This window comes from Marinobacter sp. (assembly GCF_034669625.1).
Lineage (GTDB): Bacteria > Pseudomonadota > Gammaproteobacteria > Pseudomonadales > Oleiphilaceae > Marinobacter.
Map to the genome: position 1 here is coordinate 93013 of NZ_JAXMOY010000009.1, position 23240 is coordinate 116252.

24 protein-coding genes are annotated in these 23240 nt (G+C 54.3%); 19 read left to right on the forward strand and 5 right to left on the reverse strand.

All coding sequences use genetic code 11. The features are described from left to right. Positions 1-121 precede the first annotated feature (121 nt). The 5 genes from VOI14_RS09900 to VOI14_RS09920 are packed head-to-tail and all read left to right on the forward strand — an operon-like array spanning position 122 to position 5025. Positions 122-511, forward strand: coding sequence for a GtrA family protein (locus tag VOI14_RS09900; RefSeq protein WP_323751889.1), 390 nt, complete (start codon positions 122-124; stop codon positions 509-511). Next, complete coding sequence (locus VOI14_RS09905) at positions 495-1535, forward strand: glycosyltransferase family 2 protein (protein ID WP_323751890.1); 1041 nt, start codon at positions 495-497, stop codon at positions 1533-1535. Before VOI14_RS09900 ends, VOI14_RS09905 begins: the two co-directional genes overlap by 17 nt. Continuing rightward, the gene (locus VOI14_RS09910) at positions 1519-3018 is read left to right on the forward strand and encodes a glycosyltransferase family 39 protein (protein ID WP_323751891.1); all 1500 of its coding nucleotides are present in this window, start codon (positions 1519-1521) and stop codon (positions 3016-3018) included. The genes VOI14_RS09905 and VOI14_RS09910 overlap by 17 nt, the downstream gene beginning before the upstream one ends. After that, positions 3008-3739 carry a response regulator transcription factor gene (locus VOI14_RS09915; RefSeq protein ID WP_323751892.1) on the forward strand — a complete coding sequence of 244 codons (732 nt, stop codon included), beginning with the start codon at positions 3008-3010 and terminating at the stop codon, positions 3737-3739. Before VOI14_RS09910 ends, VOI14_RS09915 begins: the two co-directional genes overlap by 11 nt. Further along, positions 3736-5025: a HAMP domain-containing sensor histidine kinase gene (locus VOI14_RS09920; protein ID WP_323751893.1), complete on the forward strand. Its 1290-nt coding sequence runs from the start codon at positions 3736-3738 to the stop codon at positions 5023-5025. The genes VOI14_RS09915 and VOI14_RS09920 overlap by 4 nt, the downstream gene beginning before the upstream one ends. Here the strand turns inward: VOI14_RS09920 and VOI14_RS09925 are convergent. Next, a complete protein-coding gene (locus VOI14_RS09925; RefSeq protein ID WP_323751894.1) occupies positions 5010-7025 on the reverse strand; it encodes an LTA synthase family protein in 2016 nt (671 codons plus the stop codon). The two genes, VOI14_RS09920 and VOI14_RS09925, sit on opposite strands and share 16 nt — an antisense overlap. A gap of 414 nt (positions 7026-7439) precedes the next feature. Here VOI14_RS09925 and glyA point away from each other — a divergent pair, with 414 nt between their 5' ends. The 8 genes from glyA to VOI14_RS09965 all read left to right on the forward strand — a co-directional run bounded on the left by glyA (position 7440) and on the right by VOI14_RS09965 (position 14052). Then, positions 7440-8693, forward strand: coding sequence for a serine hydroxymethyltransferase (gene glyA / locus VOI14_RS09930; RefSeq protein ID WP_323751895.1), 1254 nt, complete (start codon positions 7440-7442; stop codon positions 8691-8693). Between the two features lie 72 nt (positions 8694-8765). Then, on the forward strand, positions 8766-9281 hold the full coding sequence (nrdR, locus tag VOI14_RS09935; protein WP_323751896.1) for a transcriptional regulator NrdR: 516 nt from the start codon (positions 8766-8768) through the stop codon (positions 9279-9281). Further along, positions 9278-10393, forward strand: coding sequence for a bifunctional diaminohydroxyphosphoribosylaminopyrimidine deaminase/5-amino-6-(5-phosphoribosylamino)uracil reductase RibD (ribD, locus tag VOI14_RS09940; protein WP_323751897.1), 1116 nt, complete (start codon positions 9278-9280; stop codon positions 10391-10393). Before nrdR ends, ribD begins: the two co-directional genes overlap by 4 nt. A gap of 63 nt (positions 10394-10456) precedes the next feature. Then, positions 10457-11572, forward strand: coding sequence for a bifunctional 3,4-dihydroxy-2-butanone-4-phosphate synthase/GTP cyclohydrolase II (gene ribBA / locus VOI14_RS09945; RefSeq protein ID WP_323751898.1), 1116 nt, complete (start codon positions 10457-10459; stop codon positions 11570-11572). Positions 11573-11621: 49 nt separating this feature from the next. Next, positions 11622-12098, forward strand: coding sequence for a 6,7-dimethyl-8-ribityllumazine synthase (ribE, locus tag VOI14_RS09950; protein ID WP_323751899.1), 477 nt, complete (start codon positions 11622-11624; stop codon positions 12096-12098). Continuing rightward, positions 12098-12574: a transcription antitermination factor NusB gene (nusB, locus tag VOI14_RS09955; RefSeq protein ID WP_323751900.1), complete on the forward strand. Its 477-nt coding sequence runs from the start codon at positions 12098-12100 to the stop codon at positions 12572-12574. Before ribE ends, nusB begins: the two co-directional genes overlap by 1 nt. A 3-nt stretch (positions 12575-12577) precedes the next feature. Beyond that, positions 12578-13528, forward strand: coding sequence for a thiamine-phosphate kinase (gene thiL / locus VOI14_RS09960; RefSeq protein WP_323751901.1), 951 nt, complete (start codon positions 12578-12580; stop codon positions 13526-13528). 14 nt (positions 13529-13542) lie between these two features. Beyond that, positions 13543-14052, forward strand: a complete 510-nt coding sequence (locus VOI14_RS09965) for a phosphatidylglycerophosphatase A (protein WP_323751902.1) — start codon at positions 13543-13545, stop codon at positions 14050-14052. A 29-nt stretch (positions 14053-14081) separates the two neighbouring features. On the opposite strand, the gene VOI14_RS09970 is transcribed toward VOI14_RS09965, so the two are convergent. Further along, complete coding sequence (locus VOI14_RS09970; protein ID WP_323751903.1) at positions 14082-14282, reverse strand: DUF6316 family protein; 201 nt, start codon at positions 14280-14282, stop codon at positions 14082-14084. Between the two features lie 114 nt (positions 14283-14396). On the opposite strand from VOI14_RS09970, the gene VOI14_RS09975 reads away from it, so the two are divergent. After that, the gene (locus VOI14_RS09975) at positions 14397-15035 is read left to right on the forward strand and encodes a DUF2057 family protein (protein ID WP_323751904.1); all 639 of its coding nucleotides are present in this window, start codon (positions 14397-14399) and stop codon (positions 15033-15035) included. A gap of 28 nt (positions 15036-15063) precedes the next feature. Here the strand turns inward: VOI14_RS09975 and VOI14_RS09980 are convergent, their stop codons facing one another. Further along, positions 15064-16587, reverse strand: a complete 1524-nt coding sequence (locus VOI14_RS09980) for a wax ester/triacylglycerol synthase family O-acyltransferase (RefSeq protein WP_323751905.1) — start codon at positions 16585-16587, stop codon at positions 15064-15066. 150 nt (positions 16588-16737) lie between these two features. Further along, positions 16738-17706 carry an octaprenyl diphosphate synthase gene (gene ispB, locus VOI14_RS09985; RefSeq protein WP_323751906.1) on the reverse strand — a complete coding sequence of 323 codons (969 nt, stop codon included), beginning with the start codon at positions 17704-17706 and terminating at the stop codon, positions 16738-16740. Positions 17707-17947: 241 nt separating this feature from the next. On the opposite strand from ispB, the gene rplU reads away from it, so the two are divergent. From rplU to proB, 4 genes are all read left to right on the forward strand, one after another. Then, the gene (rplU, locus tag VOI14_RS09990; RefSeq protein WP_114335893.1) at positions 17948-18259 is read left to right on the forward strand and encodes a 50S ribosomal protein L21; all 312 of its coding nucleotides are present in this window, start codon (positions 17948-17950) and stop codon (positions 18257-18259) included. A 35-nt stretch (positions 18260-18294) separates the two neighbouring features. Further along, positions 18295-18555 (forward strand): 50S ribosomal protein L27, encoded by a 261-nt coding sequence (rpmA, locus tag VOI14_RS09995; RefSeq protein WP_305897896.1) that lies wholly within the window; start codon positions 18295-18297, stop codon positions 18553-18555. Between the two features lie 135 nt (positions 18556-18690). Continuing rightward, positions 18691-19884, forward strand: a complete 1194-nt coding sequence (gene cgtA, locus VOI14_RS10000) for an Obg family GTPase CgtA (protein WP_323751907.1) — start codon at positions 18691-18693, stop codon at positions 19882-19884. Between the two features lie 30 nt (positions 19885-19914). Beyond that, positions 19915-21039 (forward strand): glutamate 5-kinase, encoded by a 1125-nt coding sequence (proB, locus tag VOI14_RS10005; RefSeq protein WP_323751908.1) that lies wholly within the window; start codon positions 19915-19917, stop codon positions 21037-21039. A gap of 74 nt (positions 21040-21113) precedes the next feature. On the opposite strand, the gene rpsT is transcribed toward proB, so the two are convergent. After that, on the reverse strand, positions 21114-21383 hold the full coding sequence (gene rpsT / locus VOI14_RS10010; RefSeq protein WP_323751909.1) for a 30S ribosomal protein S20: 270 nt from the start codon (positions 21381-21383) through the stop codon (positions 21114-21116). Positions 21384-21648: 265 nt separating this feature from the next. Between rpsT and murJ the strand changes: the two genes are divergently transcribed. Then, positions 21649-23238, forward strand: coding sequence for a murein biosynthesis integral membrane protein MurJ (murJ, locus tag VOI14_RS10015; protein ID WP_323751910.1), 1590 nt, complete (start codon positions 21649-21651; stop codon positions 23236-23238). Positions 23239-23240 lie beyond the last annotated feature (2 nt).

Consider the following 23240-nt stretch of genomic DNA (forward strand, 5'->3'; position numbering starts at 1 on the left):
GAACCCTCAAGTTTTGACATTTTCCTGATAAAACCGCCACAAAGCCGTGACACACAGTGGTTCATCATACCCACTCAATGTCAGATCGACTTTTTGAGTCGTAAATGTGGTGGTTATTGTCATGAACACACTCCTATCTCGCCAGCTTCAGGGATTTGTGGCGGCCGGTGGCCTTGCCACGCAGTTGCACTGGCTGGTAATGGCCGCCTTAATCGGCGTCGGGCTTGACCCTGTGCTGGCAACCGCTAGCGGAAGCGTGTCTGGTGCGGTTCTGAATTATAGCCTTCAGCGACGTCTTGCGTTCCGCAATGCCGGCCCTCACAGGGTTACGTTGTTCCGCTATATCAGCGCCTGCCTTGGTGCATGGGTCTGCAACCTCGGCTTCTTTTTCCTGCTCAGTAACCTTCTTGCACTTCCTGTCACTCTGTCACAAATCGTCACCACAGCGCTTGTCGCTGCACTGAATTACATCGTCTACCAGAGGCTGGTTTTCCATGAACAAACGCTTTGAGTTACCGGTTGGGCCTTTTGATGGCTCGTTTGATAAGCCACTGTTATCACTGGTGGTGCCGCTCTATAACGAACGTCCGATGCTGCCTCTTTTCTTTGCACGGGTGTTGCCTGTGCTTGCCACTCTGGATCTGCATTGGGAAATAGTGCTGATTGATGATGGCAGTGACGACGGCAGCGCTCAATACATTGGCGGTTTGATTGAGCGAACACCCGGCATCCGGCTGATCAAGCTGAGCCGGAATTTCGGCAAAGAGGCCGCAATGACAGCGGGTCTGGAACATGCTAGCGGCGATGCGGTGATCGTATTGGATGCAGACTTGCAAGACCCGCCGGAGCATATTCCGGCAATGGTTGAGTGCTGGCAGTCGGGTGTCGACGTTGTTCTGATGCAGCGGCGCTCACGGACGGGCGAAACCGCATTCAAACGTTGGAGCGCGCATCTGTTCTACAGACTGCTGAATCGAACCAGCCGAACAAATATTCCCGTCGATACTGGTGACTTTCGGTTAATGAGTCGTAAGGCTGTTGACGCGTTGTTAGTGCTGACGGAACGCAACCGGTATATGAAAGGACTGTTTGCCTGGATTGGTATGCCTACTCAGGTTATTCAGTACGATCGCGAGCCCCGAGCGGCGGGCGAAACAAAATGGGATTACCCCGGGCTGGTCGGGTTGGCGCTGGAAGGTCTGACTTCGTTTTCTGTATCGCCATTGCGCTGGGCAACATTGATCGGGCTAATCGCGGCCAGCATGGGCGCGGCTTTCGGAGTGTGGATTGTGGTCAAGGCATTAATGCTGGGTGATGCCACCAGCGGTTACCCCTCACTGGTGGCGATGATCAGCTTCCTCGGCGGTATTCAGCTGATGAGTGTGGGTATTGTGGGGGAGTACGTCGGCAAGACCTACATGGAATCAAAGCGGCGCCCGGTGTACTTGGCAGATGAGGTGATCGAAAACCTGAATGGCACACGTCAACAGGAACACCGTAAAACAACGAGGGTGCGGCATGTCAAAGCGGTTTAACGTTTGGCTGTTGATGCTGGTTGCAGTGCTGCTTAGCCGCTTTATTGGTATGGCTCTTTTTCCCTTTTCTGATACCACTGAGCCGCGCTACGCGGAAATTGCCCGCCTGATGGTCGAAACCGGTGACTGGATTACGCCCTGGTTCGAGCCCGGCGTTCCTTTTTGGGGTAAACCGCCCCTGTCGTTTTGGGTGCAGGGGCTGGCCATCAAGGCATTCGGTGTTACCGAGTTCTCGCTGAGATTTCCGTCTTGGCTGGCAACGCTTGCCATGGTGTGGCTGGTTTGGCGACTTGCGCTTCAAATCTGGAGTGTCCAGGTGGCTCGATGGAGTTGCCTGGTTTTCGCAACCATGGCACTTACTTACATCAGCGCCGGTGCGGTCATGACGGATGCCTTCTTGGCGCTGGGGACGACCCTGGCTCTTGTCAGCTTTTGTCTGGTGGTGGCCGGAGAGGGTGGGCTGTGGCGGTGGCTTTTTTTTCTTGGAATTGTGATCGGCCTTCTGTCTAAAGGGCCGTTAGCTTTGGTTCTAATCGGAATTCCCATCGTACTTTGGTTGTCCCTTTCCTGGAGGGGGGCTCTCAATAATCTGCAGCGCCTGCCCTGGCGGCGGGGGACCTTGATGACGGCGGTTCTGGTTTTCCCCTGGTACCTGTTGGCTGAACTCAAAACTCCCGGATTTCTGGATTACTTTATCGTAGGAGAGCATATTCGCCGGTTTCTGGATCCGGGATGGGTGGGCGATCTCTACGGCAGTGCCCATAATCAACCTAAAGGCATGATCTGGATGTTCTGGTTGTGGGCCTCGTTCCCTTGGGGCATCGTTGCCTTGGTCAGTCTGGCGGTTGCATGGTTCCGGGGGAAACGCCGCGGCATTGTGAGCAAGACATTATCAGACCCGGGCGCCAGCTTTTTGTTGGTCAGCGCGTTGGCTCCCATGCTGTTTTTTACGCTGGCCGGCAATACACTCTGGACATACATTTTACCGTCGTTACCGTTTACGGCTATTTTGATCGGCCGTTGGGCGTCGGAATGTCAGTCTTTCCGATTGGCCCGGGTTCGGGGTGGTTTGGTTGCTTTGGTCCCGGTTTTGTTGACCGTGTTCGTGGGGCTGACTGCCACCGGTTGGCAGTCGCTCAAGACAGAGAAAGAACTGGTGGGCTATTATCAGCTGACTCGGACAGCCGATGACAGCCCGTTGATTTACCTGGATGACCTGCCTTTTTCAGCCCGTTTTTACTCAGGTGGAACAGCTCTGGAAGAAACCGAGAGCGATTTGAGCAGCTTGCAGTCGGCCGAGACGTATCAGCATTTGTATGTTGCGGTTCCCCGGAGTTGGCCGAAAGAAAACGTAGCAGGCTTCGCGACTTCTGCTCGAAAAGTTATGGAAAATAGACGTTATCAATTGTTGGTCATTGCCGGAATGCGCGATGATCAGCCATCGGTGCTTGACGCTAACGGAGTACGCTTGAGTGACATCTAATCAACCACCGCTCAGACTATTAATTGTTGAAGACCAGGTAGACCTTGCGGAAAACCTGTTCGAATTTCTGGGCGAAGATCGCTACATACTGGACTTTGCAGCTGACGGCTTGACGGCGTTGCATTTGCTGGCCACGCAAAGTTACGACGTTATCGTACTCGACCTGATGCTGCCCGGCGTCAATGGCTATGATATTTGCCAACGTATCCGCAATGACCTGCAGTGCCAGACCCCCGTTATTCTGATGACAGCGCTGAGCGGCCTGCCTGACAAGGAAAAAGGGTTTGATTGCGGTGCAGATGATTACCTCGTGAAGCCCTTCGAGCTGCGTGAATTGCAACTGCGGGTTGAAGCCTTGCATCGACGCTATGCGCCACAGAGGCCGATCCTGTCAGCGGGTGATATTCGGTTCGATCCGGGCACGCTGGAAGTGGAATTGAACGGATCGAAAACGGCTTTGTCCGGGACACCTGCCCGCCTGTTTGAATTGCTGGTTCGTGCATACCCGAGTTTTCTCAGCCATGAAGCGCTGAGTGATGCACTTTGGGGTGCACGTCATGGGGGAATGGAAGGAAACAGTCTTCGTACTCACATCTACACGCTTCGAAAGTCGCTGCAGGCCGGTCTGGGCAGTGGGCTGGTCAAAACGGTTCATGGTCGAGGGTACAGTTTGGAAGTCCCTGCGGGCACCTCTGCGATAAAAGCTCCTGAAACGCCATGAAATCATCTTTGAGTGCACGTCTAACCCGTACCCTGTTTTTCCTGATTGCCGCCACAACTGCAACCTCAATGTTTATTGTCGAGCTGTTCGTCCATGATGTTGAGGACACCATTCTTAGTCTTGAACTGAAGGCCGACGCCGAATTTTTTGCCGCGCAGCTTCAGAGCGGGACTTTTCAACCCATAAAAACGGCCCAGCTGGAAGCCGTTTTTCTGTCTGAAGGCGAGGCAGAGCTTTTGCTTCCGGAATATTTCCGTAGCCGCTCGCTGCCATTTTCCGACGAAATCAAGATCGGCGAGACAACGCTGTTAATCCTCGGTGAACAGCTGGAACAACCCGACGGCAAGCTCTTCCTGGCTCAGGACATTACCATCATGGAGAATCGTGAGTCCCTGGTGCAGATCGCTCTTGTTGGCGTAGCGGGCTTCATGCTTCTTGTCGGCTTTTTTGTTGCGCGAACCGGAGCGCAATACCTGGTGCGCCCCTTCAGGAGGTTAACCCGCGAAGTTATGAGTACGAGGCCAGGGTCGTCCATGGAGCAAATTGATACGGGCTACCGTGATCAGGAATTTTGCGACATCGCCGAGGCGTTTAACCGCTTTCTGTCCGAGCTTGAACATCACATTGAGCGAGAGAAATCGTTTGTGAAGTTGGCCAGTCATGAGCTGCGGACACCGTTGGCCGTGATGAGTGGGGCTTTGAATGTGCTGGAACAACGGCAAACTTTGTCGCCGGCAGATCAGAATACCCTTGCCCGTATTCGCCGCGCTATGCAAACCATGCGCGACGATACCGAGGTTCTGCTTGAACTTGCTCGCAGTGAAGCGTCCGAAATTGATGCGAGGACCATTGTGTTGCAAGAGGTGGTCCAGAATACGGTCGATGATCTGGAGCATAGCAACCCGGATCATGCCGGACGCATCACGGTTCACAGCAGTGGACATGGGTTGAAAGTCGAAACTCATCCCGCCCTGGTGCGGATGTTAATTCGCAACTTGTTGCAAAATGCGCTTCGACACACCCGTGCTGCAGTCGAAGTTCGGATGATCGAAAACAAAATTACGGTGAGAGATTTTGGGTCCGGATTGCCCATTCTAGTAACTGAGCATCTAAAAGCCTCCAGAGCACCGAGTGCTATTACCTCTGCAACCGGCGAACTCAGCAACACTACCTTTGGGTTGCTGATTGTTCGACTGGTTTGTGAACGGTTAGGCTGGGACCTGGAGATAGCCCAGTCAGACAGCGAAGGCACGGAGTTTGTGATTCACGTTCATAAACTGGTTTGATCGTGTTCGTTAGATAGCCCATAGGCCTGTTCCCGGTACAGTTTCAGGGGCAGGAGCGCATGGGCCAATGCTTTTCTTGTGGCCGCCTCTTCGGGTGCGTCTGATAAATATCGAGTGCTCCGGGTTTGTGGCGAGTAAACCCCTGCTAAAGGTTCTTGGTCGGGGCGCAATACCGTAACGTTGAGGTCACTGTCCATCCAGGCGTAGTAATCGTTGAACTGCATAATCGCCCGGCCGGGTGCGTTCGGAAACCTCACCAGATCACGCCCTACCATAGGATGCTCACTGGTAATGCCCATGAGTGAAAGCAGCGTCGGTGCAAGATCAATCTGGCTCGCCATTGTTTCGATGCGCCGGCCTTCGATATCTGCCCCGAGTATCAGTCCCGGAATCTGGAAATTCTTGATAGGAACCAATTCATCGCCCCAGACCCGGGCATCATGGTCAGCGACGATCAGGAACAGAGTGTCTTCCCAATAAGCGCTGTTACGCGCGGTGTTTATGAATTCACCCAAAGCATGATCCGCGTATTTCACAGCATTGTTGACGGTGTTTTTCTCTTCGTCGTACTGTTCGATTCGGTTGTCGGGGTATTCAAACGGTGTGTGATTAGAGGAAGAAAAAACCAACCGGAAAAAGGGTTTTTCGGAGTCATGAAGCTTTTGCAGGTCTTCTTGGGTTTTTGCAAATAGGTCTTCATCACTAACACCCCAGCTTCCGGTAAAAGTAGGGTTGGTGTAGTTCTGCTGGTCCAGGATCTTGTCAAACCCATTGCCTGAGAAAAAGCTGCGCATATTGTCAAAATGCGCTTCGCCACCGTAGATAAAACCCGTGTCGTAGCCTTTGTTTTTTAACAGCCCGGCCAGTGTGAAAAAACCGGTTTGAGACAGAGATAGCTTGACCACACTGCGGGCCGGAGAGGGCAAAAAGCCGGAGACTACAGCCTCGACACCCCGAACAGACCGTGTGCCCGTTGCATACAGATTCTCAAACCACCACCCAGAATCTTGCAAAGCCTTCAAACGAGGAGTGACTGGCGTGCCGCCCAAGGATTCAACAAACGTTGCGCCCAGGCTTTCCTCCAGAACGATTACCAGATTGAGAGGGTGCGGTCGCTTTTGAACAGGGGTTTGCTGATGCAGAGTTGGAAACTGCCTGGAACTGAATTCAGCATCACTAAGCCATGGTGCGCTCCTGACCTCGCCCAGTATTTCGGACATCTCTAACTGGCCGTAGCTGGCACTCGCATCATCCTCATGTTTGAGGTTGTAGATTGCAAAAGCCACGGACCAGGTAGAGTTGATAATCAATGAGTTCACGAGCGCATCGGAGGTCAGTGCAAACATCGCCGGGTTAGCAGGGCGATGGCCAGTAGTGGAACGTACGCTCATAAATACAGTAAGAACCACGATGGGCCATACCAAAACCGCTTTACGATAGCTTCCCGTAGAGGTCTCCCGTGCCCACGGACGCATTAACCAGGCGAACAGAATGGTCAGTGAAACACACAGAAATATCCCAATGGCTACGGTAGGCAGGTAGCCCTCCCAAAGCATGCTCAGCACTTCTTTGGGGTAATTCAGATATTCGATAAACAAACGGTTGGGCCGGGTATCATACTCGGCGATGAAGGTCGGCGTGGAAAGTTCCATGAAAAGAAACATGAAAACCACGATCAGTGCCCAAAGGCCTGTCAGTCGCTTCCAGACCGGCCAACTGAAACGATGGCCCATAATAGGCAAGAGCAAAACCAAGGGTGCCGCGGCCATGCCCGCCATGATCAGATCCACTCGTAACCCGTGAAGAAAAATGCCGGGCCATATGGATGTCTCTGCAACCCGGTCGAATTGCCATGCCACCAACAGTGTTCTGGATAAACTACCGATGAGAAGTATCGCGACAAACAGCATTAATATCGGAGCGTAGGCGCCGGCCCAGCTGAACCCTCGATACATGCGTTCCGGAAAAGAGTGATGTCTGGATGAGAGGGATGAAGTCACATCTGTACTCGCATTTGGAGAATTCGCCTGAGCGAATTGTTAATGGGAGTGCACAATATAAAAGGGGGCGTGTCAGCGCCGGGTCAGGGAAACATCAAGAAATTGTCAAAATTCTTATCGCCAGAACCGACCAAAGCGTTACGTAAATTAGTTGATCGTTTAGTTTCGGAATGTCGTGCAGTTCGGTTGGTCCAAATAGGTAGAATTTGGAGTTCATGCACTCGCTCAGCTATCGAAACCGGTCGAGGATAGGCGTTGGGTGGAAACCGGGATTGCCTGCGTGTCGGTATCTGCGGACGGTATAAAGGATGATTTTTGACCCGCATTCGCGATAGAATGACGGCCCAATTTTTCAGGGGTTGCGGCATACACAACGGTAAGCCGGACCAGCCATTCAGACAGGGGCAGCACTCCATGTTTAATCGTGATATGAAAATCGCCGGTTTCGATGACGAACTCTTGAACGCCATGCAGGCGGAAGAGAAGCGCCAGGAAGCGCACATCGAGCTGATCGCGTCCGAAAACTACACCAGTCCTCGGGTTATGGAAGCTCAAGGCAGCGTGCTGACCAACAAGTACGCCGAAGGCTATCCCGGTAAGCGTTACTACGGTGGCTGTGAGTTTGTAGACGTGGCTGAGCAGCTGGCTATTGATCGCGCCAAAGAGTTATTTGGTGCTGCCTACGCAAACGTTCAGCCGCACTCCGGGTCTCAGGCCAACTCTGCCGTTTTCATGGCGCTGGTTCAGCCGGGCGATACCGTTCTGGGCATGAGTCTGGCCCACGGTGGTCACCTGACTCACGGTGCCAGCGTCAACTTCTCCGGTAAGATTTATCACGCTGTACAGTACGGTCTGAACCCGGAAACTGGCCTGATCGATTACGATGAAGTGGAAGCCCTGGCGGTTGAGCACAAGCCGAAGATGATCATTGCCGGTTTCTCTGCCTACTCTCAGGAACTGGATTTCGCACGTTTCCGCGAGATTGCTGACAAAGTCGGTGCTTACCTGTTTGTGGATATGGCGCACGTAGCGGGCCTGGTTGCAGCGGGAGTGTACCCGGACCCGGTTCCTCATGCTCACGTGGTTACTACCACCACTCACAAGACCCTGCGTGGCCCTCGTGGCGGCCTGATCTTGGCGTGTGACGACGAAGCGCTGCAGAAGAAGTTGAACTCTGCCGTGTTCCCGGGTGGTCAGGGTGGTCCTTTGATGCACGTGATTGCAGCTAAGGCAATTTGCTTCAAAGAAGCCATGAGCGATGAGTTCAAGGCCTATCAGCAGCAAGTAGTGAAAAACGCTGCCGCCATGGCCAATGTGTTCATCGACCGCGGCTACGACGTAGTGTCCGGTGGCACCAAGAACCACCTGTTCCTAGTTAGCCTGATCAAGCAAGACATCACCGGTAAAGATGCGGACGCAGCGCTGGGCCGTGCCCACATCACCGTGAACAAGAACGCGGTTCCGAACGATCCACGCTCTCCGTTCGTGACCTCTGGACTGCGTGTAGGTACTCCGGCAGTGACCACTCGTGGTTTTGGCGAGCAGGAATGCCGTGATCTGGCTGGTTGGATGTGCGACATCCTCGACAACCTTGAAGACGAAGCCACCATCAACCGTGTACGCGAGCAAGTCGAAGCGGTGTGCGCGCGTTTCCCGGTTTACGCTTGATTTGCACTGAGTGAGTCTGCCCGGGAGTCCTGTTGGGGCTTTCCGGGTCCTTTTTTTCGGAGCGTCTGAACTATGCATTGTCCTTTCTGTGGTGAAGCCGATACCAAGGTGATTGATTCGCGTCTGGTGGCCGAGGGTGATCAGGTGCGCCGCCGCAGGGAGTGCTTGTCCTGTCGTGAGCGGTTTACAACGTTTGAAACGGCAGAGCTGGTGATGCCACGCGTGGTCAAGCAAGACGGCACCCGGCAACCTTTCGATGAAGAAAAGTTGCGGGCCGGCCTGATGAAAGCTCTGGAAAAACGCCCGGTCAGTATTGAAGCGATCGAGGCAGCGCTGAACAGAATTAAATACCGACTGCGAGCTACCGGCGAGCGTGAAGTGAAGTCGATGCAGTTGGGTGAAGAGGTGATGACCGAGCTGCGCCAGCTGGACAAAGTGGCGTACGTTCGTTTTGCTTCGGTTTATCGAAGTTTTCAGGACATCAACGAGTTCAAAGAAGAGATTGAGCGTTTGTCCCAAGGTAACGGCGATGCTGCAGACGTGGCTCGCGCGTTGGCTGAAACCCCTACAGGGAAAGGTAAGGTATGATTTCAGACCGCGACAGGGCAATGATGGCTCGGGCTATCCAGTTGGCCTGGCGAGGTCGTTACTCCACGCATCCGAATCCGCGAGTGGGGTGTGTGATTGCCAGGGGTAATCGCATTGTCGGTGAAGGCTGGCACGAACGAGCAGGAGAAGCGCATGCAGAAGTGCATGCGTTGAGTCAGGCCGGGCAGGAAGCTCGGGGCGCAACGGCGTATGTGACATTGGAACCGTGCAGTCATTATGGCCGCACACCGCCTTGTGCGAAGGCGTTGATGGAGGCCGGTGTTGCGCAAGTCTTTGTGGCGACGAAAGATCCGAATCCGTCGGTCTCTGGCCGGGGTCTTGATATGCTGCGAGATGCGGGCATAAGGGTAACCGAAGGCGTGCTGAGTGAAGAAGCCGCGCGCCTGAACCCGGGTTTTATGAAACGGATGAATACCGGGCGGCCGTGGGTGCGCCTGAAAATGGCGGCCAGTCTGGATGGCCGCACGGCCATGGCTTCCGGCGAAAGTCAGTGGATTACCGGGCCAGAGGCTCGCCGCGATGTGCAGCGGCTACGGGCTATGAGCGATGCTATCCTCACGGGTGTGGGTACTGTATTGGCAGACGATCCGTCCCTGACGGTACGCCTCGATGATATGGGCGACCTGGGGGATGCGGCGGCACCGTCTCGCCAGCCGCTGCGGGTGATTGCGGATCGTGACGCTCGCACGCCAACCTCGGCCCGAATTCTTCGGGGCGGCAACGTTCAGGTGTTCTGTGCCAGCTCCACTTGGACAACGGCCCCAGCGCAGGATCTAGCCGCGCTGGGTGTAAGTATTGCCGGCGTTGCCTGGAGAGATAACGGGGTAGACGTAGCTGAGTTGCTGGATGCGCTCGGAGAAAAAGGCATCAACGAATTACTGGTAGAGGCCGGACCAACGCTGGCGGGTACCTTTATCACTGAGAATTTGGTAGACGAACTTTGGTTGTACCAAGCCCCGGTTTTTTTGGGGAGTACAGGGCGGCCAACGGCTCATCTGCCTATTGAAGTTATGGCTGACAAAGTGCAATGGAAGGTGCTGGATCGCCGTCAGGTGGGCGAAGATCAACGATTGATCCTCGCTCGCAGTTAATCATTCAATTCATTCCTCTGGGTTGTTATTGCTGACAGCCAGGGTGACAGGGTGCAGAACCGTATGGCACTGAACAGCATTGAAGACATCATCGAAGATATCCGACAGGGTAAAATGGTCATCCTGATGGATGATGAAGACCGCGAGAACGAAGGTGATCTGGTGATGGCTGCAGAACATTGCACGCCGGAAGCGATCAACTTTATGGCGCGCTTTGGCCGCGGTCTCATTTGCATGCCGATGACCCGGCAGCGCTGTGAGCAGTTAGGCTTGCCGTTGATGGTTCAGCAGAACGCGTCAGGCTTTGGCACCAAGTTCACCTTGTCGATTGAAGCACGTGAAGGTGTGACCACAGGTATTTCCGCAGCGGATCGTGCCCGTACGGTACAGGCAGCAGTGGCGCGTGAAGCCAAGGCATCCGATCTGGTCCAGCCGGGGCATATTTTTCCGCTGATGTCTGATCCTGGTGGTGTGTTGAGCCGGGCTGGTCATACCGAAGCTTCCTGCGACCTGGCGTCTCTGGCTGGCTGTGAGTCGGCAGGTGTCATCTGCGAAGTCATGAACGACGATGGCTCAATGGCCCGCCGTGAGGATCTCGAAAAATTCGCGGAAGAGCATGATCTCAAGATCGGCACCATTGCGGATTTGATTCATTACCGCACCATGAACGAGAAGACGGTCGCTTGTGTGGAAGAGAATGAGCTGGATACCGAATACGGTGTCTTCAAGCTTCGCACATACCGGGACAATATTCAGGGCTCAACTCACCTCGCGATGGTGATGGGTGACATTGATGCGGACGATCCGGTGCATGTTCGTGTTCACATTACTGATACCCTGCGTGACCTGTTGGGCGCGCGCCGGAAGGATTCCCGAAGCTGGCCTCTGCATCACGCCTTGGAAAAGGTTGCGAATGAAGGCAAAGGCGTTGTGGTGCTTTTGAACAGCGCAGAAGACAGTCGAAACCTTGAAGATCGCATTCAGGAATTTTTTGATGAAGGCCGTGGATCCTCAGGTAAGGGCAGCTCTGGTGTGTATTTCACTGTAGGCACCGGGTCTCAGATTCTGCGTGACATTGGCGTAGGCAAAATGCGTTTGTTGAGCCCGCCCGTGAAATTCTCGGCTATCTCCGGTTTCGACCTGGAAGTTGTTGAATACGTACCTTATACCCCCGAATGATAAATCTGGCTGTAGCCTGACTGTGCTGCAGCCCGCGAAGGAGCCCGAGATGGCAGATATCAAAGTAATTGAAGGTGATTTTACCCAGTGCAGCGGACGCTACGCTCTGGTTGTTGGCCGTTTTAACGGTTTTGTGGTCGAAAGTCTGGTGGAAGGCGCGATCGATACACTGCGTCGTCATGGCATATCCGAGAGTGAAATCACGGTCATCCGAGTACCGGGTGCTTATGAAATGCCGCTGGCTGTTAAGCGAGTAGCAGAAACCTCTGACTATGACGCCATCATCGCGTTAGGCGCAGTTATCCGTGGTGGTACGCCGCACTTTGAGTATGTGGCTGGCGAAGCGTCCAGTGGTTTGGGCGCGGTGAGTCTGGAAACCGATGTGCCAGTGACCTTTGGTGTGCTGACTGTAGATTCTATCGAGCAGGCTATTGAGCGTTCAGGAACGAAAGCTGGCAACAAAGGCGCGGAAGCAGCAATTACTGCCCTGGAAATGGTCAGTTTGTTCAAGAAGTTGGGTGAGTAATGAGCGAAGCAGGCGATAGCAGCCCCCAACCGGGGAATACGAATAAGCCCAAGGCCGGCGACCGTCGTCGCGCCCGGGCGTTAGCAATGCAGGGGTTGTACCAGCGGCACTTCAGCAAAACCCCTATTTCGGATATTGAAGCCGAGTTCATGGTTGATAACGACATGAGCAAAGTGGATATCATGTATTTCCGGGACGTTTTGAGGGGCGTACACCGCGAGCAAGCCGAGTTGGATCGGCTGCTGGAACCCTTCTTGGACCGTCCTATGAAAGAAGTGGACGCGGTCGAATTGGCTATCGTTCGTTTGGGTGCCTATGAGTTGAAACACCGTATTGATGTGCCTTACAAAGTGGTGATCAACGAAGGTGTCGAAATGGCTAAGCGTTTTGGCGGCACTGAAGGTCACAAGTTCGTGAACGGTATTCTGGACAAGCTCAGCCGTCGCCTGCGGCTGGCTGAAATTCGTCCACGCTGATTCATGGGTGAATTTGAGCTGATCCGTCAGTATTTTCAGCCGTTGGCTGATAAAGCACGGCAAGGGCAGCTCATTCTCGGCCCCGGTGACGACTGCGCTATTCAGCGTCTCCCACCGGGGCGAGATCTGGTGTTTTCGGTGGACACTCTGGTAGAGGGTGTCCACTTCCCTCCGAACTATCCTCCTGAATATCTTGGTTGGCGCTCGTTAGCTGTGGCCGTCAGTGATTTGGCCGCTATGGGTGCAGACCCTGTCTGTTTTACGTTGGCGCTCTCATTGCCTCACGCAGAGCCGGAATGGCTGGCAGGCTATTCTCGGGGGCTGGCCCGAGCCAGTGACGCTTTTGGTATTGCTATTGCGGGTGGAGACACCACGCGCGGTCCACTGACGATTACGCTTCAGGTGCACGGTACGGTTGAGGAAGGGCTGGCCCTGCAACGATCCGGAGCGCGTGTCGGTGAAATTGTTTGTGTAACCGGGCCGTTAGGTGATGCCGGTGCTGCTCTGGACTTTCTGGATAGTTCGGAGCCGACATGCGATCAGCAGGCGGTGCTTTCGCGCTACCATTATCCCGAGCCTCAGTTGCAGCTAGGTGCAGCCTTAGCCGGTAAAGCCTCATCGGCCATCGATATTTCTGATGGCTTGCTCTCGGATTTGCAGCACATTCTGGAAGCGTCCGGAGTGGGGGCCGACCTCGACGCCAACAAGATCCCGTTATCAAACGCCTTGGTGGCATTGAAGGGGGGCGAAGCGTTAGGCTTGGCCTTGAGCGCGGGTGACGATTATCAGTTGTGCCTGACTATTGCTGAGGATAGGTTGCTGGAGCTGGATTCGCAAGTTCGTAATCAGTTAACTGCTATTGGGCGAATAAGTCCCGAGCTGGGTTTAAGAGTGGCAAATGCAGAATCTGCTGGCCCCCGTCAGGGATTTGATCATTTTGGGAGGTTTGATTGACGGACAATAACGTAATGCAAGAACCGCACAACGTGAAGGCCATTCTACCTCCGGGCTTTTTGCGTAACCCGGTGCATTTTCTGGCTTTTGGTTTTGGAAGCGGAGCTGCGCCTAAGGCGCCGGGCACATGGGGGAGCCTTGCGGCTATTCCTTTGTGGTATGGCTTTGCATGGATGCCGCCGATTGCATACTGGTTGATTGTTTTAACCGCTTTTGTTGTCGGTATCTGGTTGTGCGGAAAAACCGCCGACGATTTAAAGGTTCATGATCATGGCGGCATCGTCTGGGACGAGTTCGTTGGAATGTGGATTGCGCTTGGCCTGTTTCCAGATCAGATCTACGGCGTGCTGATGGCGTTTATGCTATTCCGGCTATTTGATGTACTTAAGCCTTGGCCGATCAGTTGGTTGGATGCTCGCATGCCCGGTGGCTTGGGAATCATGTTTGATGATGTTGTGGCTGGATTTATGGCATTAGGTTGCCTGGCCGCTATAGACCGTTGGGTAATGCCTTTCATTGTTTGAGGGGCATTACGGAGGGGGCGGAGTCGGCGTTAGTGGAGTTGTTCCTCTGGCAACAGCTTAACGACGTGAAGAAAGCGTTTCAGACCGATTTCGGCGCGCTCTTTCGAAGCAAAGGGGCCGCTGTCGAAGCCTTCGCGCGTGGTGAAGTACCATTTACTTCCTACACAGAAGAAGCGACTGCTGCGAAACGGTGGTGGTGCATTTTCGCCAGCCCGTTGTTGGGTTTCCATAATCCCTCCTTGTGCGATTTTTTTCGGTTCGGGCATCGTATTGTTTGGCGTATCCTGTTTAGAATTAGCCCAGTTACGGCCGATTTCAATGTTTTTCTCAAAAAGGATGTATAAATGAGTATGTGTCACGTTGGTGGTTTTTTCAAATTGGCGCTGGGTGTGCTGAGTTTGTTGGTCGCGGGTTGTGCTTCTTCTTTGACGACGATTGATACGTGGGACGGCGATTTACCTGCAGCGACCGAGCGTGCCGTGCTGAAAGCGCCCGGCACGATTCAGGTGACGGAGGTTAATGGCAAGGCCATGACCAATTTCCTGATGGATGACTTGGCGCTTGATTACGGTCTTCTTCCGGGTGGCAATGAAGTTGTGTTCACCTACAAGACCATTTGGGCGAAGTCTGGTGTTGTGGACAATGGCGAATCGAAAGTTCATGTGGTCGAAACCGATCCGCAGGTGGTTCGTTTTGACGCCGAGCCGGGTGTGACATACCAGTTTGCGTTCGATAAGCCCTCGACGCGCCGTGAAGCTGAAGCCTTTAGTGAAGACTTCTCCGCGACAATCGTAAATGCCGCCGGTGAGGCTGTTGCCGAGGCGAAAATCTGGCAGGGGCCGACCAAAAATCGAACTCCAGTGTCGGGTGGTGCGAGCAACTATGCGGCGGGATCTGGCGATACGCTTGAGGCATTGAAACAGTTGTGGGCTGAAGCGACTGACGAGGAAAAGAAAACCTTCCTGCGTTGGGCGTTTGAATAACTCAGAGAGGCAGCGCTAGCCGAAATGGCTAGCGCTTAAAGCGAAGTGGGCGTTTCTTCAGCAGGTTTTCAAGGTAGCTGAAGATGTCATTGGTCAGGCCTTTAGAGTTGGGGCTGGCGTCGTCGATGATTGCTGCCCCGGCGGCTTCTGCCTGCATTTCGATAGCTTCAAGACTGTCGTAAACCAAGCCTTCCAGACTCGCTCCATCGGGTGCCACATCAGGGCAGAGAGTGAAGTTGAGCGTTACCATCCCCTCGTAGCTTACTGCAACAATCACCAGTCCCATGCTATCAAACAGAGGCGCGCTATTGTGCTGTTGGACCAGTTTGGCGCCTTGCAGATACATGGGGACTTGGGGGCCGGGCACGTTGGTGATCGGAAGGTTGAACAGTGGTTGATAACGCTGGGCGACCCGGAATTCTGAGTAGAGGCGAGCTGACAGCGCCAAGAGCGTGGATGGCAGCAGCTCGGTCAGGCGGTCGGCGGCAATGGCCTCTCGATAGGATTCCGTTTCAACAGCGTTGTGGTGAATGCGTCGAATCCTGATCGCTGGGTCGGTCTCGTTTGTCGCGAGGTTTAGCAACATCGCCGACATTTGGTTGCCGGTGGCGCGCCTTAGACTGCTCGACCTCACTGAAATCGGGGTCATTGCGACCAGCGATTTTGTGCTTTTCTCGCCCTGAGTATTCAAGTATCTGTTCAGCGCTTCCGCGCAGATTCCCAGCACCACGTCATTCAACGTAACATCACCCAGCTGCGCCTTGATGGTTTTCAGTCGGGAAAGTTCAACGCTGGCGGAGACAATCTTCCGGTTGCCTGTGATCTGTTGATTGAACGGACAGTACGGAGCCGTAAAGAGTGATGTTGGCAGCGGGAGCTTGTGGATCTGCTTTTGAATAAGCCCTCGGGCCGTGGCTTCGACGGTATTGTACGCCAAGGATGCAAATTGTATCGGTGCTTTCAGTATGTTTGCGCCGGCCTGCAGGAACACGCGTTCTTCTGAGGGTTCTGGTCGTGCTTGCCAAGGGTGGGGTGGGTTGATGGCTCTGGGTGCCGGGGTATATTCCAGCAGCTTACCCATGATTTCCTCGCCGCTGAAGGCGTCAATAGAGGCGTGATGTAGTTTAACAATCAGTGCAAATCCGTCTTTGTCACCGTCTGAGGAGTCGAGTTTAAAGCCGTCGACAAAGGTAATGTGCCAAAGAGGGCGGTCGCGTTTGAGCGGTTCTTCCAGGATCTTGGCGGCAAGGGAGTTAATGCAGGTCTGTTTGCCTGCGTCTCCCAGGGATACGTATGCCAGATGGCGCTCGATGCTGAATTCGGCATCGTCAACCCAGTAAGGGCGTCCGAGTCGCAGCGGGATTTCTTTGAGTTTCTGGCGAAAGATCGGGGCAACGTGCAGTCGGCTGCAGAGGAAGTTGACGAAGGTGGCATATGAAACGGGAGTTTCTAGGCCGCTTGCGTCAAAAAGGTAAACGCCTCCGATGTGCATGGGCGTGGTTTCTGATTCAAGGTACAGAAACGACGCATCCAGTTCCGACAGCTGCTGCATGCAGAGAGCTCCCTTATAGGTGATGTGTGACCAAGTGGGCGGCAGTATAGCGTAAAGTACGTTACACCTTGGTTGGCCCCAAGGTCTTTAGTCATACTGCCTTCCGGTCAGTTCTCCAGCTCTGTCTGCGCAAACGGGTTGACGGTGCCGTCAGCTTACGCGTGCGACGGCAACTTCAGTGAGGAGCTCCAGGGCTTTACGATAAGGTGATTCCGGCAAGCAATCCAATAGGTGGCGTGCGGTATCTGCCTCCTCTCTCGCCTTGTTCATGGTGTACTCAATGGCGCCGGACTTTTTGACGATGTCCAGAACTCTTGGGAGATCATCCAGGCCGCCTTTGCGAATTGCTTGGCGAACCAGTTGGCGCTCGTCCGCTGTGGTGTTTGCCATGGCGTGAATGAGCGGGAGCGTGGTTTTGCCTTCGGCCAAATCGTCACCGACGTTTTTGCCCATGGCTTCGGCGTCACCTTGGTAGTCCAATACGTCATCCACCAGTTGAAACGCCAGGCCCAGATGTTTGCCGTAATCTTTCAGTGCCGTTTCTTGCTCATTGGTAGCGCCAGCCAGCAGAGCCCCGGTGTGGGATGAGGCCTCGAACAGCATGGCCGTTTTATTATGGATGACGACCATATACTGCTCTGCAGTCAGATCCGGGTTTTTTACGTTCATCAGTTGCATCACCTCACCTTCGGCGATGACCGCGGTGGCGCGAGAAAGAACGTTCATGATGGGAAGGCTTTGAAGCTCCACCATCATTTCGAAAGCGCGGGCATAAAGGAAATCACCTACGAGGACGCTTGGGGCGTTGCCCCATTTTGCGTTGGCGGTGCTGCGGCCCCGACGCATGTCGGACGTGTCGACAACGTCATCGTGTAGAAGGGTGGCTGTGTGCAGAAACTCGATCACAGCGGCCAGCTTCAGGTGGTCGTCCTTGCTATAACCTGCGGCTTGGCTAGCGAGCAAAACCAGTAAGGGTCTCAGGCGCTTACCGCCGCTTTCGATGATGTATTGGGCGATTTTCTCGACCATCGGGACATCCGAGGCAAGCCGCTGGATAATCAGATCATTCACGCGGCTGAAGTCTTCCGCTACGGTGTCATGGATGCGCTGGGCTGTCATGGGGCTGGTAAGTCCCTTGCTGGTATGTTCGTTGAGTTTTCGGGCAGGACGCGGCAATGCTAGGTATTGCTGCCTGGAGTGTCAACTTGAGTCGTAAACTCTCTTGTATTGGTCGGCGGCTTTTCGTACAATCACGCGCCCAACTCATCCCAACCTGCGCTCCCTGCAATAGGGTTGCCAAAGCGCTTCCCTTAGAACCAGGTGGATAAGAGCAGGGATGGGTCAATCGCGGAGACAGAAAATGTACGCAGTTATTGTTAGCGGTGGTAAGCAGCACCGTGTAAAAGAAGGCGAAACACTGAAGCTGGAAAAGCTCGAAGTTGAAACCGGTGGCTCTGTTGAGTTTGATCGTGTTCTGTTGGTAGCCAATGGCGACGACGTTAAAGTCGGTGCTCCAGTTGTTGATGGTGCTAAAGTGACTGCGGAAGTGGTTAGCCACGGTCGTCACGACAAGATCAACATCATCAAGTTCCGTCGTCGTAAGCATTCCATGAAGCGTCAGGGCCACCGTCAGTGGTTTACTGAAGTTAAGATCACGGGCATTCAGGGCTAAGCTCTGAACATACCCCTTAAAGAAGGAGGCTGGTAATGGCTCATAAAAAGGCAGCAGGTAGTACCCGTAACGGTCGCGATTCCGAGTCGAAACGACTTGGTGTCAAGCGCTACGGCGGCGAGACAGTAACTGCAGGTAGCATCATCGTTCGTCAGCGCGGCACTCGTTTCCACGCTGGCAACAACGTAGGCCTTGGCAAGGACCACACCCTTTTCGCGAAAGCGGAAGGTCAGGTGAAGTTCGAAGTTAAAGGCCCGCAGAACCGTAAGTTCGTGAGCATCGTTCCAGCTGCGTAAGCAGCGGCGATCCGGTTCTGTCGAACCTTGGGTTTCCTGATATGCTGATCTGATCAGTTCTCAGGTAAATCCGGAGCCCCGCAAAGCTTCCATGAGGCTGCGGGGCTTTTTAGTTTATGCAAAGGCATTTGACGTATGAAATTTGTAGACGAAGCCACCATCATTGTTGAAGCGGGAAAAGGCGGTCACGGCTGTCTGAGTTTTCGGCGTGAAAAATATGTACCCAAGGGTGGTCCCGACGGCGGTGACGGCGGGGATGGCGGTTCCGTCTATCTGGTAGCGGACAGTAACCTGAATACCCTGATCGACTACCGTTTCCAGCGAAAGCACAAAGCACCGAACGGTCAGCCGGGTTCAGGTCGGAACTGTACTGGCATCAAGGGCGATGACCTGGAATTGCCGGTGCCGATTGGTACCACGGTGGTGGACATGGATACCCATGAGGTTCTGGGTGACCTTACCAAAGAAGGGCAGCGTCTTAAGGTGGCTCAGGGCGGTTTTCATGGCCTGGGGAATACTCGCTTCAAGTCATCGATTAATCGGGCGCCGCGTCAGACCAGTAAGGGCTCTGATGGCGAAGGCCGAAACTTGCGCTTGGAATTGAAGGTTCTGGCGGATGTAGGGCTGCTGGGGATGCCCAACGCCGGTAAATCTACGTTTATCCGATCCGTTTCGGCAGCTCAGCCAAAAGTGGCGGACTATCCGTTTACCACTCTGGTGCCCAACTTGGGTGTGGTGAGCGTTCAGGCGCACCAAAGTTTTGTGATTGCGGACATCCCGGGATTGATTGAAGGTGCTGCAGAAGGTGCCGGTCTGGGTATTCGCTTCCTGAAGCACTTGGTTCGTACTCGCTTGTTGTTGCATCTGGTGGATGTGGCACCCTATGACGGTTCTTCTCCAGTGGAAGCCGTCAAAGCGATTGCGTACGAACTGGAAAAGTTCAGTGAAACGCTGGCAAATCGCCCGCGCTGGCTGGTTCTCAACAAGGTCGACATGGTGCCTGAAGAGGATCGAGAGGTGCATTGTCAGGCGATTGTTGATGAGCTTGGCTGGGAAGGGCCTGTGTTCATCGTGTCTGCGCTTTCTGGTGAGGGTACGAAGCCTTTGGTTCAGGCGGTGATGCGCTGGATTGAGGAACAGGCTGAGGAAGAAGCTGAAAATCCTGAGATTGCTGAGCAGGAAGCGGCTCGTCGTCGTCAGATGGATGATGAAGCGCGCGCTAAGATTGAAGCCGATCGCAGCGCCCGCCGGGCTTCCGCTGACCAAGACGACGATGACGACTTTGACGACGACGATAATGATGTCGAAGTGGTTTACGCTCCCGAATAACGTATAACCCAAAGAGATACTGCTGCTGTCATGAGTGAACGCGTCCAGCTAAAAAAAGCCCGTCGATTGGTGGTAAAAATTGGCAGTGCTTTGCTGACCAATGATGGTAAAGGGTTGGATGTCGCCGCGCTGGGTCATTGGGTTGATCAAATCGCCGGGCTGATACGCAGTGGTGTTGAGGTTGTGGTGGTGTCGTCTGGCTCTGTGGCTGAGGGCATGAGCCGTTTGGGGTGGAGTGCGCGTCCACAGCATCTGCACGAACTGCAGGCCGCGGCAGCGGTAGGTCAGATGGGCCTGGTCCAAACCTGGGAGGCCCAGTTCAAGCGCCACGACATTCATACTGCCCAAATTCTTTTGACCCACGATGACCTTTCCGACCGAAAGCGCTACCTGAACGGTCGCAGTACGCTGCGCACGCTTCTGGATTATGGCGTGGTGCCGATCGTTAACGAGAACGACACCGTGGTCACCGATGAGATCCGTTTTGGCGATAACGATACGCTGGGGGCGCTGGTTGCGAATCTGGTGGAGGCGGACGGCTTGATCATTCTCACCGATCAGCTGGGCTTGTTCACCAAAGATCCGCGTAAGCACGAAGATGCGGAGCTGGTTACCGAGCGTAAAGCGGAAGACCCTGATCTGGATGCAATGGCTGGTGGTGGCGCTGGAGCCTTGGGGCGTGGCGGCATGCTGACCAAGTTGCGAGCGTCAAGATTGGCGGCTCGTTCCGGTGCTTTTACGGTGATTGTGGGTGGCCGCATTGAGGATGCTATTTACCGCTTGAGACAGGGTGAGGCGATTGGCACCTTACTGCTGCCGGAGCAGGGCAGGCTGGCGGCTCGAAAGCAGTGGATTGCCAGTCACCTGCAGACTCGTGGCACGTTGGTGTTGGATGATGGTGCGGTGACGGTGTTGCGTCAGGGTGGCCGCAGCCTGCTGCCGGTTGGTGTTAAAGCGGTGAGTGGGAAGTTCCGTCGCGGCGAGATGGTAATGTGTGTCGATCTGGCTGGGCGTGAAATCGCGCGGGGATTGATTAACTATGATGCCGATGAGGCGGGTGCAATCGCCGGCCATTCCAGTGATCGCATTACTGAGTTGTTGGGGTATGTGTCCGATGAGGAGATGATTCATCGGGACAATCTTGTGGTTGTCTAATGCCTGGGTAGGTTTTGGCAATGTTCAGACATAAAAAAACCGGCTCGAAAGCCGGTTTTTTTATGTTCGCAAAATTAGGCGGTTTGCAGAGCCTTGATTTTTGCGTTCACACGGCTCTTATGGCGAGCAACTTTGTTCTTGGCGAAGATGCCTTTGTTGACCATGCTGTCCAGAATTGGCTGAGCCTGCTTCATGGCAGCTTGGGCTTCTTCGTAGTTGCCGGCTTTGATCTTGGCGTCGACCTTCTTCATGTAGGTACGTGCCATGGAACGAAGGCTGGCGTTGTGCTTGCGGTTTTTCTCGTTTTGACGAGCGCGCTTTTTGGCTTGCGGGGAATTTGCCACCGTAAAACTCCTGAATTCGTTGCTATAAAAACGGAATATGTTTAGATCGCGGGCGCGCCATAACGAGCGCGTCGATATAAATGACGCGGAACTATGCCGCCGTAAGCTTGAAATGTCAAGGTTGTCGGCGCAGTAATCCCCGCGTGGTAAAGGCCTGTGATACACTCGCGCATCGCTGCACGGGGCATACTGCGGCGCTAAGGCCCGCCCTGTGGAATACCGAAACGCCGCTCAGGCTTGAACTCTGGATTTGGATTCTCGCAACATGTCTTCGGAACCGCAACCAACACAAGCGCCGTCCCCCATAAAAGAGCCGCCTAAACCGCCCGGGTTACTGCGTTCGTCGGGTGTGGTCGGGGTTATGACCATGTTGTCTCGGGTGCTGGGCTTGGTGCGGGATATGGTCATCGCCCGCTATTTTGGTGCTGGAACCGCCGCGGATGCCTTCTTTGTAGCGTTCAAGATTCCTAATTTCCTGCGTCGGCTGTTTGCTGAGGGAGCCTTCTCTCAGGCGTTTGTTCCGGTATTGTCGTCCTATCGGGAAAAGGGTGATATCTCCGAGGTGAAGCGGTTGGTAGATGCAGTCGCCGGTTCTCTCGGATTGGTGCTCTTGGCGGTGACCCTGCTGGCTATGCTGGGAGCACCTGTGCTGACGGGTGTCTTTGCTCCCGGGTTTCTTGAGGATGATGCGAAATTTGCGCTGGCCAGCGATATGCTGAGGATCACCTTTCCGTATCTTCTATTAATATCGCTCACCGCGTTTGCTGGCGGAATTCTCAATAGCTACGACCGTTTTGCGGTGCCAGCGTTCACGCCCGTGTTGCTAAATCTGGCGATGATTGCCGCGGCCATTTTTCTTGCGCCTCTGATGAGCGAGCCTGTGATGGCGCTCGCATGGGGTGTGTTTATTGCTGGTGCTTTGCAGCTGTTCTTCCAGCTGCCTTTCCTCATGCGCCTTGGTTTGATGCCGCGGCCGCGGGTGGATTACCACCATGAAGGCGTAAGTCGCATATTAAAATTGATGATGCCGGCGCTGTTTGGGGTGTCGGTGAGTCAGATCAATTTGCTGTTGGATACCGTGCTGGCGTCGTTCCTGCAAACCGGCAGCGTGTCCTGGTTGTACTATTCCGATCGTTTGTCCGAATTGCCTTTGGGTGTGTTCGGCATTGCGATTGCGACGGTGATTCTGCCAAGCCTTTCCCGAAAACATGCGGCGGCTTCTGCCGATCAGTTCGCGGCTACTTTGGATTGGGCTGTTCGGGCCGTGTTGCTAATTGGGGTGCCAGCGGCGTTGGCTCTGGCGCTGCTGGCCGAGCCTTTGATCGCCACGTTGTTCCATTACGGTGAAGTGACGGATCGGGATGTGGCTATGTCGGCTCAGAGTTTGCGGGCCTATTCTGCGGGGCTTTTAGCCTTTATGTTGATCAAAGTGCTGGCTCCGGGCTTTTTTGCCCGGCAAGACACCAAGACCCCGGTTAAAATTGGCATCATCGCCATGGTGGCTAACATGGCGTTCAATCTGGCTTTGATTGTACCGCTGGCACATGCCGGATTGGCGTTGGCTACCTCCATGTCGGCGTGGCTGAACGGTTATCTTTTGTGGCGCGGGTTACGTAAAGAAGGCGCATGGAAGAGTCAGTCCGGTTGGCCTAAGTTTCTGATTCAATTGGCTGTGGCTAACGGCGCGCTGGCCGTTGTGGTGATTTGGTTGAACGTGCCGGCGGCCGATTGGCTAGGCGCCGGAGGGCTGCAAAGATCGGCCGACATGGCCATCATCGTGTCGGCTGGGGTGGCGGCGTATTTCATCACTTTGATGCTTTGCGGCGTTCGCCTTCGCCACTTCCGACAGAAGTAAGC

What these genes read in the sequence shown, in the direction of transcription:
- VOI14_RS09975 (WP_323751904.1), top strand. Translation starts at nt 14,397, where the DNA reads ATGAGTATGTGTCACGTTGGTGGTTTTTTCAAATTGGCGCTGGGTGTG.
- nrdR (WP_323751896.1), top strand. Translation starts at nt 8,766, where the DNA reads ATGCATTGTCCTTTCTGTGGTGAAGCCGATACCAAGGTGATTGATTCG.
- ribD (WP_323751897.1), top strand. Translation starts at nt 9,278, where the DNA reads ATGATTTCAGACCGCGACAGGGCAATGATGGCTCGGGCTATCCAGTTG.
- proB (WP_323751908.1), top strand. Translation starts at nt 19,915, where the DNA reads ATGAGTGAACGCGTCCAGCTAAAAAAAGCCCGTCGATTGGTGGTAAAA.
- rpmA (WP_305897896.1), top strand. Translation starts at nt 18,295, where the DNA reads ATGGCTCATAAAAAGGCAGCAGGTAGTACCCGTAACGGTCGCGATTCC.
- cgtA (WP_323751907.1), top strand. Translation starts at nt 18,691, where the DNA reads ATGAAATTTGTAGACGAAGCCACCATCATTGTTGAAGCGGGAAAAGGC.
- nusB (WP_323751900.1), top strand. Translation starts at nt 12,098, where the DNA reads ATGAGCGAAGCAGGCGATAGCAGCCCCCAACCGGGGAATACGAATAAG.
- rplU (WP_114335893.1), top strand. Translation starts at nt 17,948, where the DNA reads ATGTACGCAGTTATTGTTAGCGGTGGTAAGCAGCACCGTGTAAAAGAA.
- VOI14_RS09900 (WP_323751889.1), top strand. Translation starts at nt 122, where the DNA reads ATGAACACACTCCTATCTCGCCAGCTTCAGGGATTTGTGGCGGCCGGT.
- VOI14_RS09920 (WP_323751893.1), top strand. Translation starts at nt 3,736, where the DNA reads ATGAAATCATCTTTGAGTGCACGTCTAACCCGTACCCTGTTTTTCCTG.
- ispB (WP_323751906.1), bottom strand. Translation starts at nt 17,706, where the DNA reads ATGACAGCCCAGCGCATCCATGACACCGTAGCGGAAGACTTCAGCCGC.
- ribBA (WP_323751898.1), top strand. Translation starts at nt 10,457, where the DNA reads ATGGCACTGAACAGCATTGAAGACATCATCGAAGATATCCGACAGGGT.
- VOI14_RS09970 (WP_323751903.1), bottom strand. Translation starts at nt 14,282, where the DNA reads ATGGAAACCCAACAACGGGCTGGCGAAAATGCACCACCACCGTTTCGC.
- VOI14_RS09910 (WP_323751891.1), top strand. Translation starts at nt 1,519, where the DNA reads ATGTCAAAGCGGTTTAACGTTTGGCTGTTGATGCTGGTTGCAGTGCTG.
- VOI14_RS09980 (WP_323751905.1), bottom strand. Translation starts at nt 16,587, where the DNA reads ATGCAGCAGCTGTCGGAACTGGATGCGTCGTTTCTGTACCTTGAATCA.
- VOI14_RS09905 (WP_323751890.1), top strand. Translation starts at nt 495, where the DNA reads ATGAACAAACGCTTTGAGTTACCGGTTGGGCCTTTTGATGGCTCGTTT.
- thiL (WP_323751901.1), top strand. Translation starts at nt 12,578, where the DNA reads ATGGGTGAATTTGAGCTGATCCGTCAGTATTTTCAGCCGTTGGCTGAT.
- murJ (WP_323751910.1), top strand. Translation starts at nt 21,649, where the DNA reads ATGTCTTCGGAACCGCAACCAACACAAGCGCCGTCCCCCATAAAAGAG.
- VOI14_RS09965 (WP_323751902.1), top strand. Translation starts at nt 13,543, where the DNA reads ATGCAAGAACCGCACAACGTGAAGGCCATTCTACCTCCGGGCTTTTTG.
- glyA (WP_323751895.1), top strand. Translation starts at nt 7,440, where the DNA reads ATGTTTAATCGTGATATGAAAATCGCCGGTTTCGATGACGAACTCTTG.
- ribE (WP_323751899.1), top strand. Translation starts at nt 11,622, where the DNA reads ATGGCAGATATCAAAGTAATTGAAGGTGATTTTACCCAGTGCAGCGGA.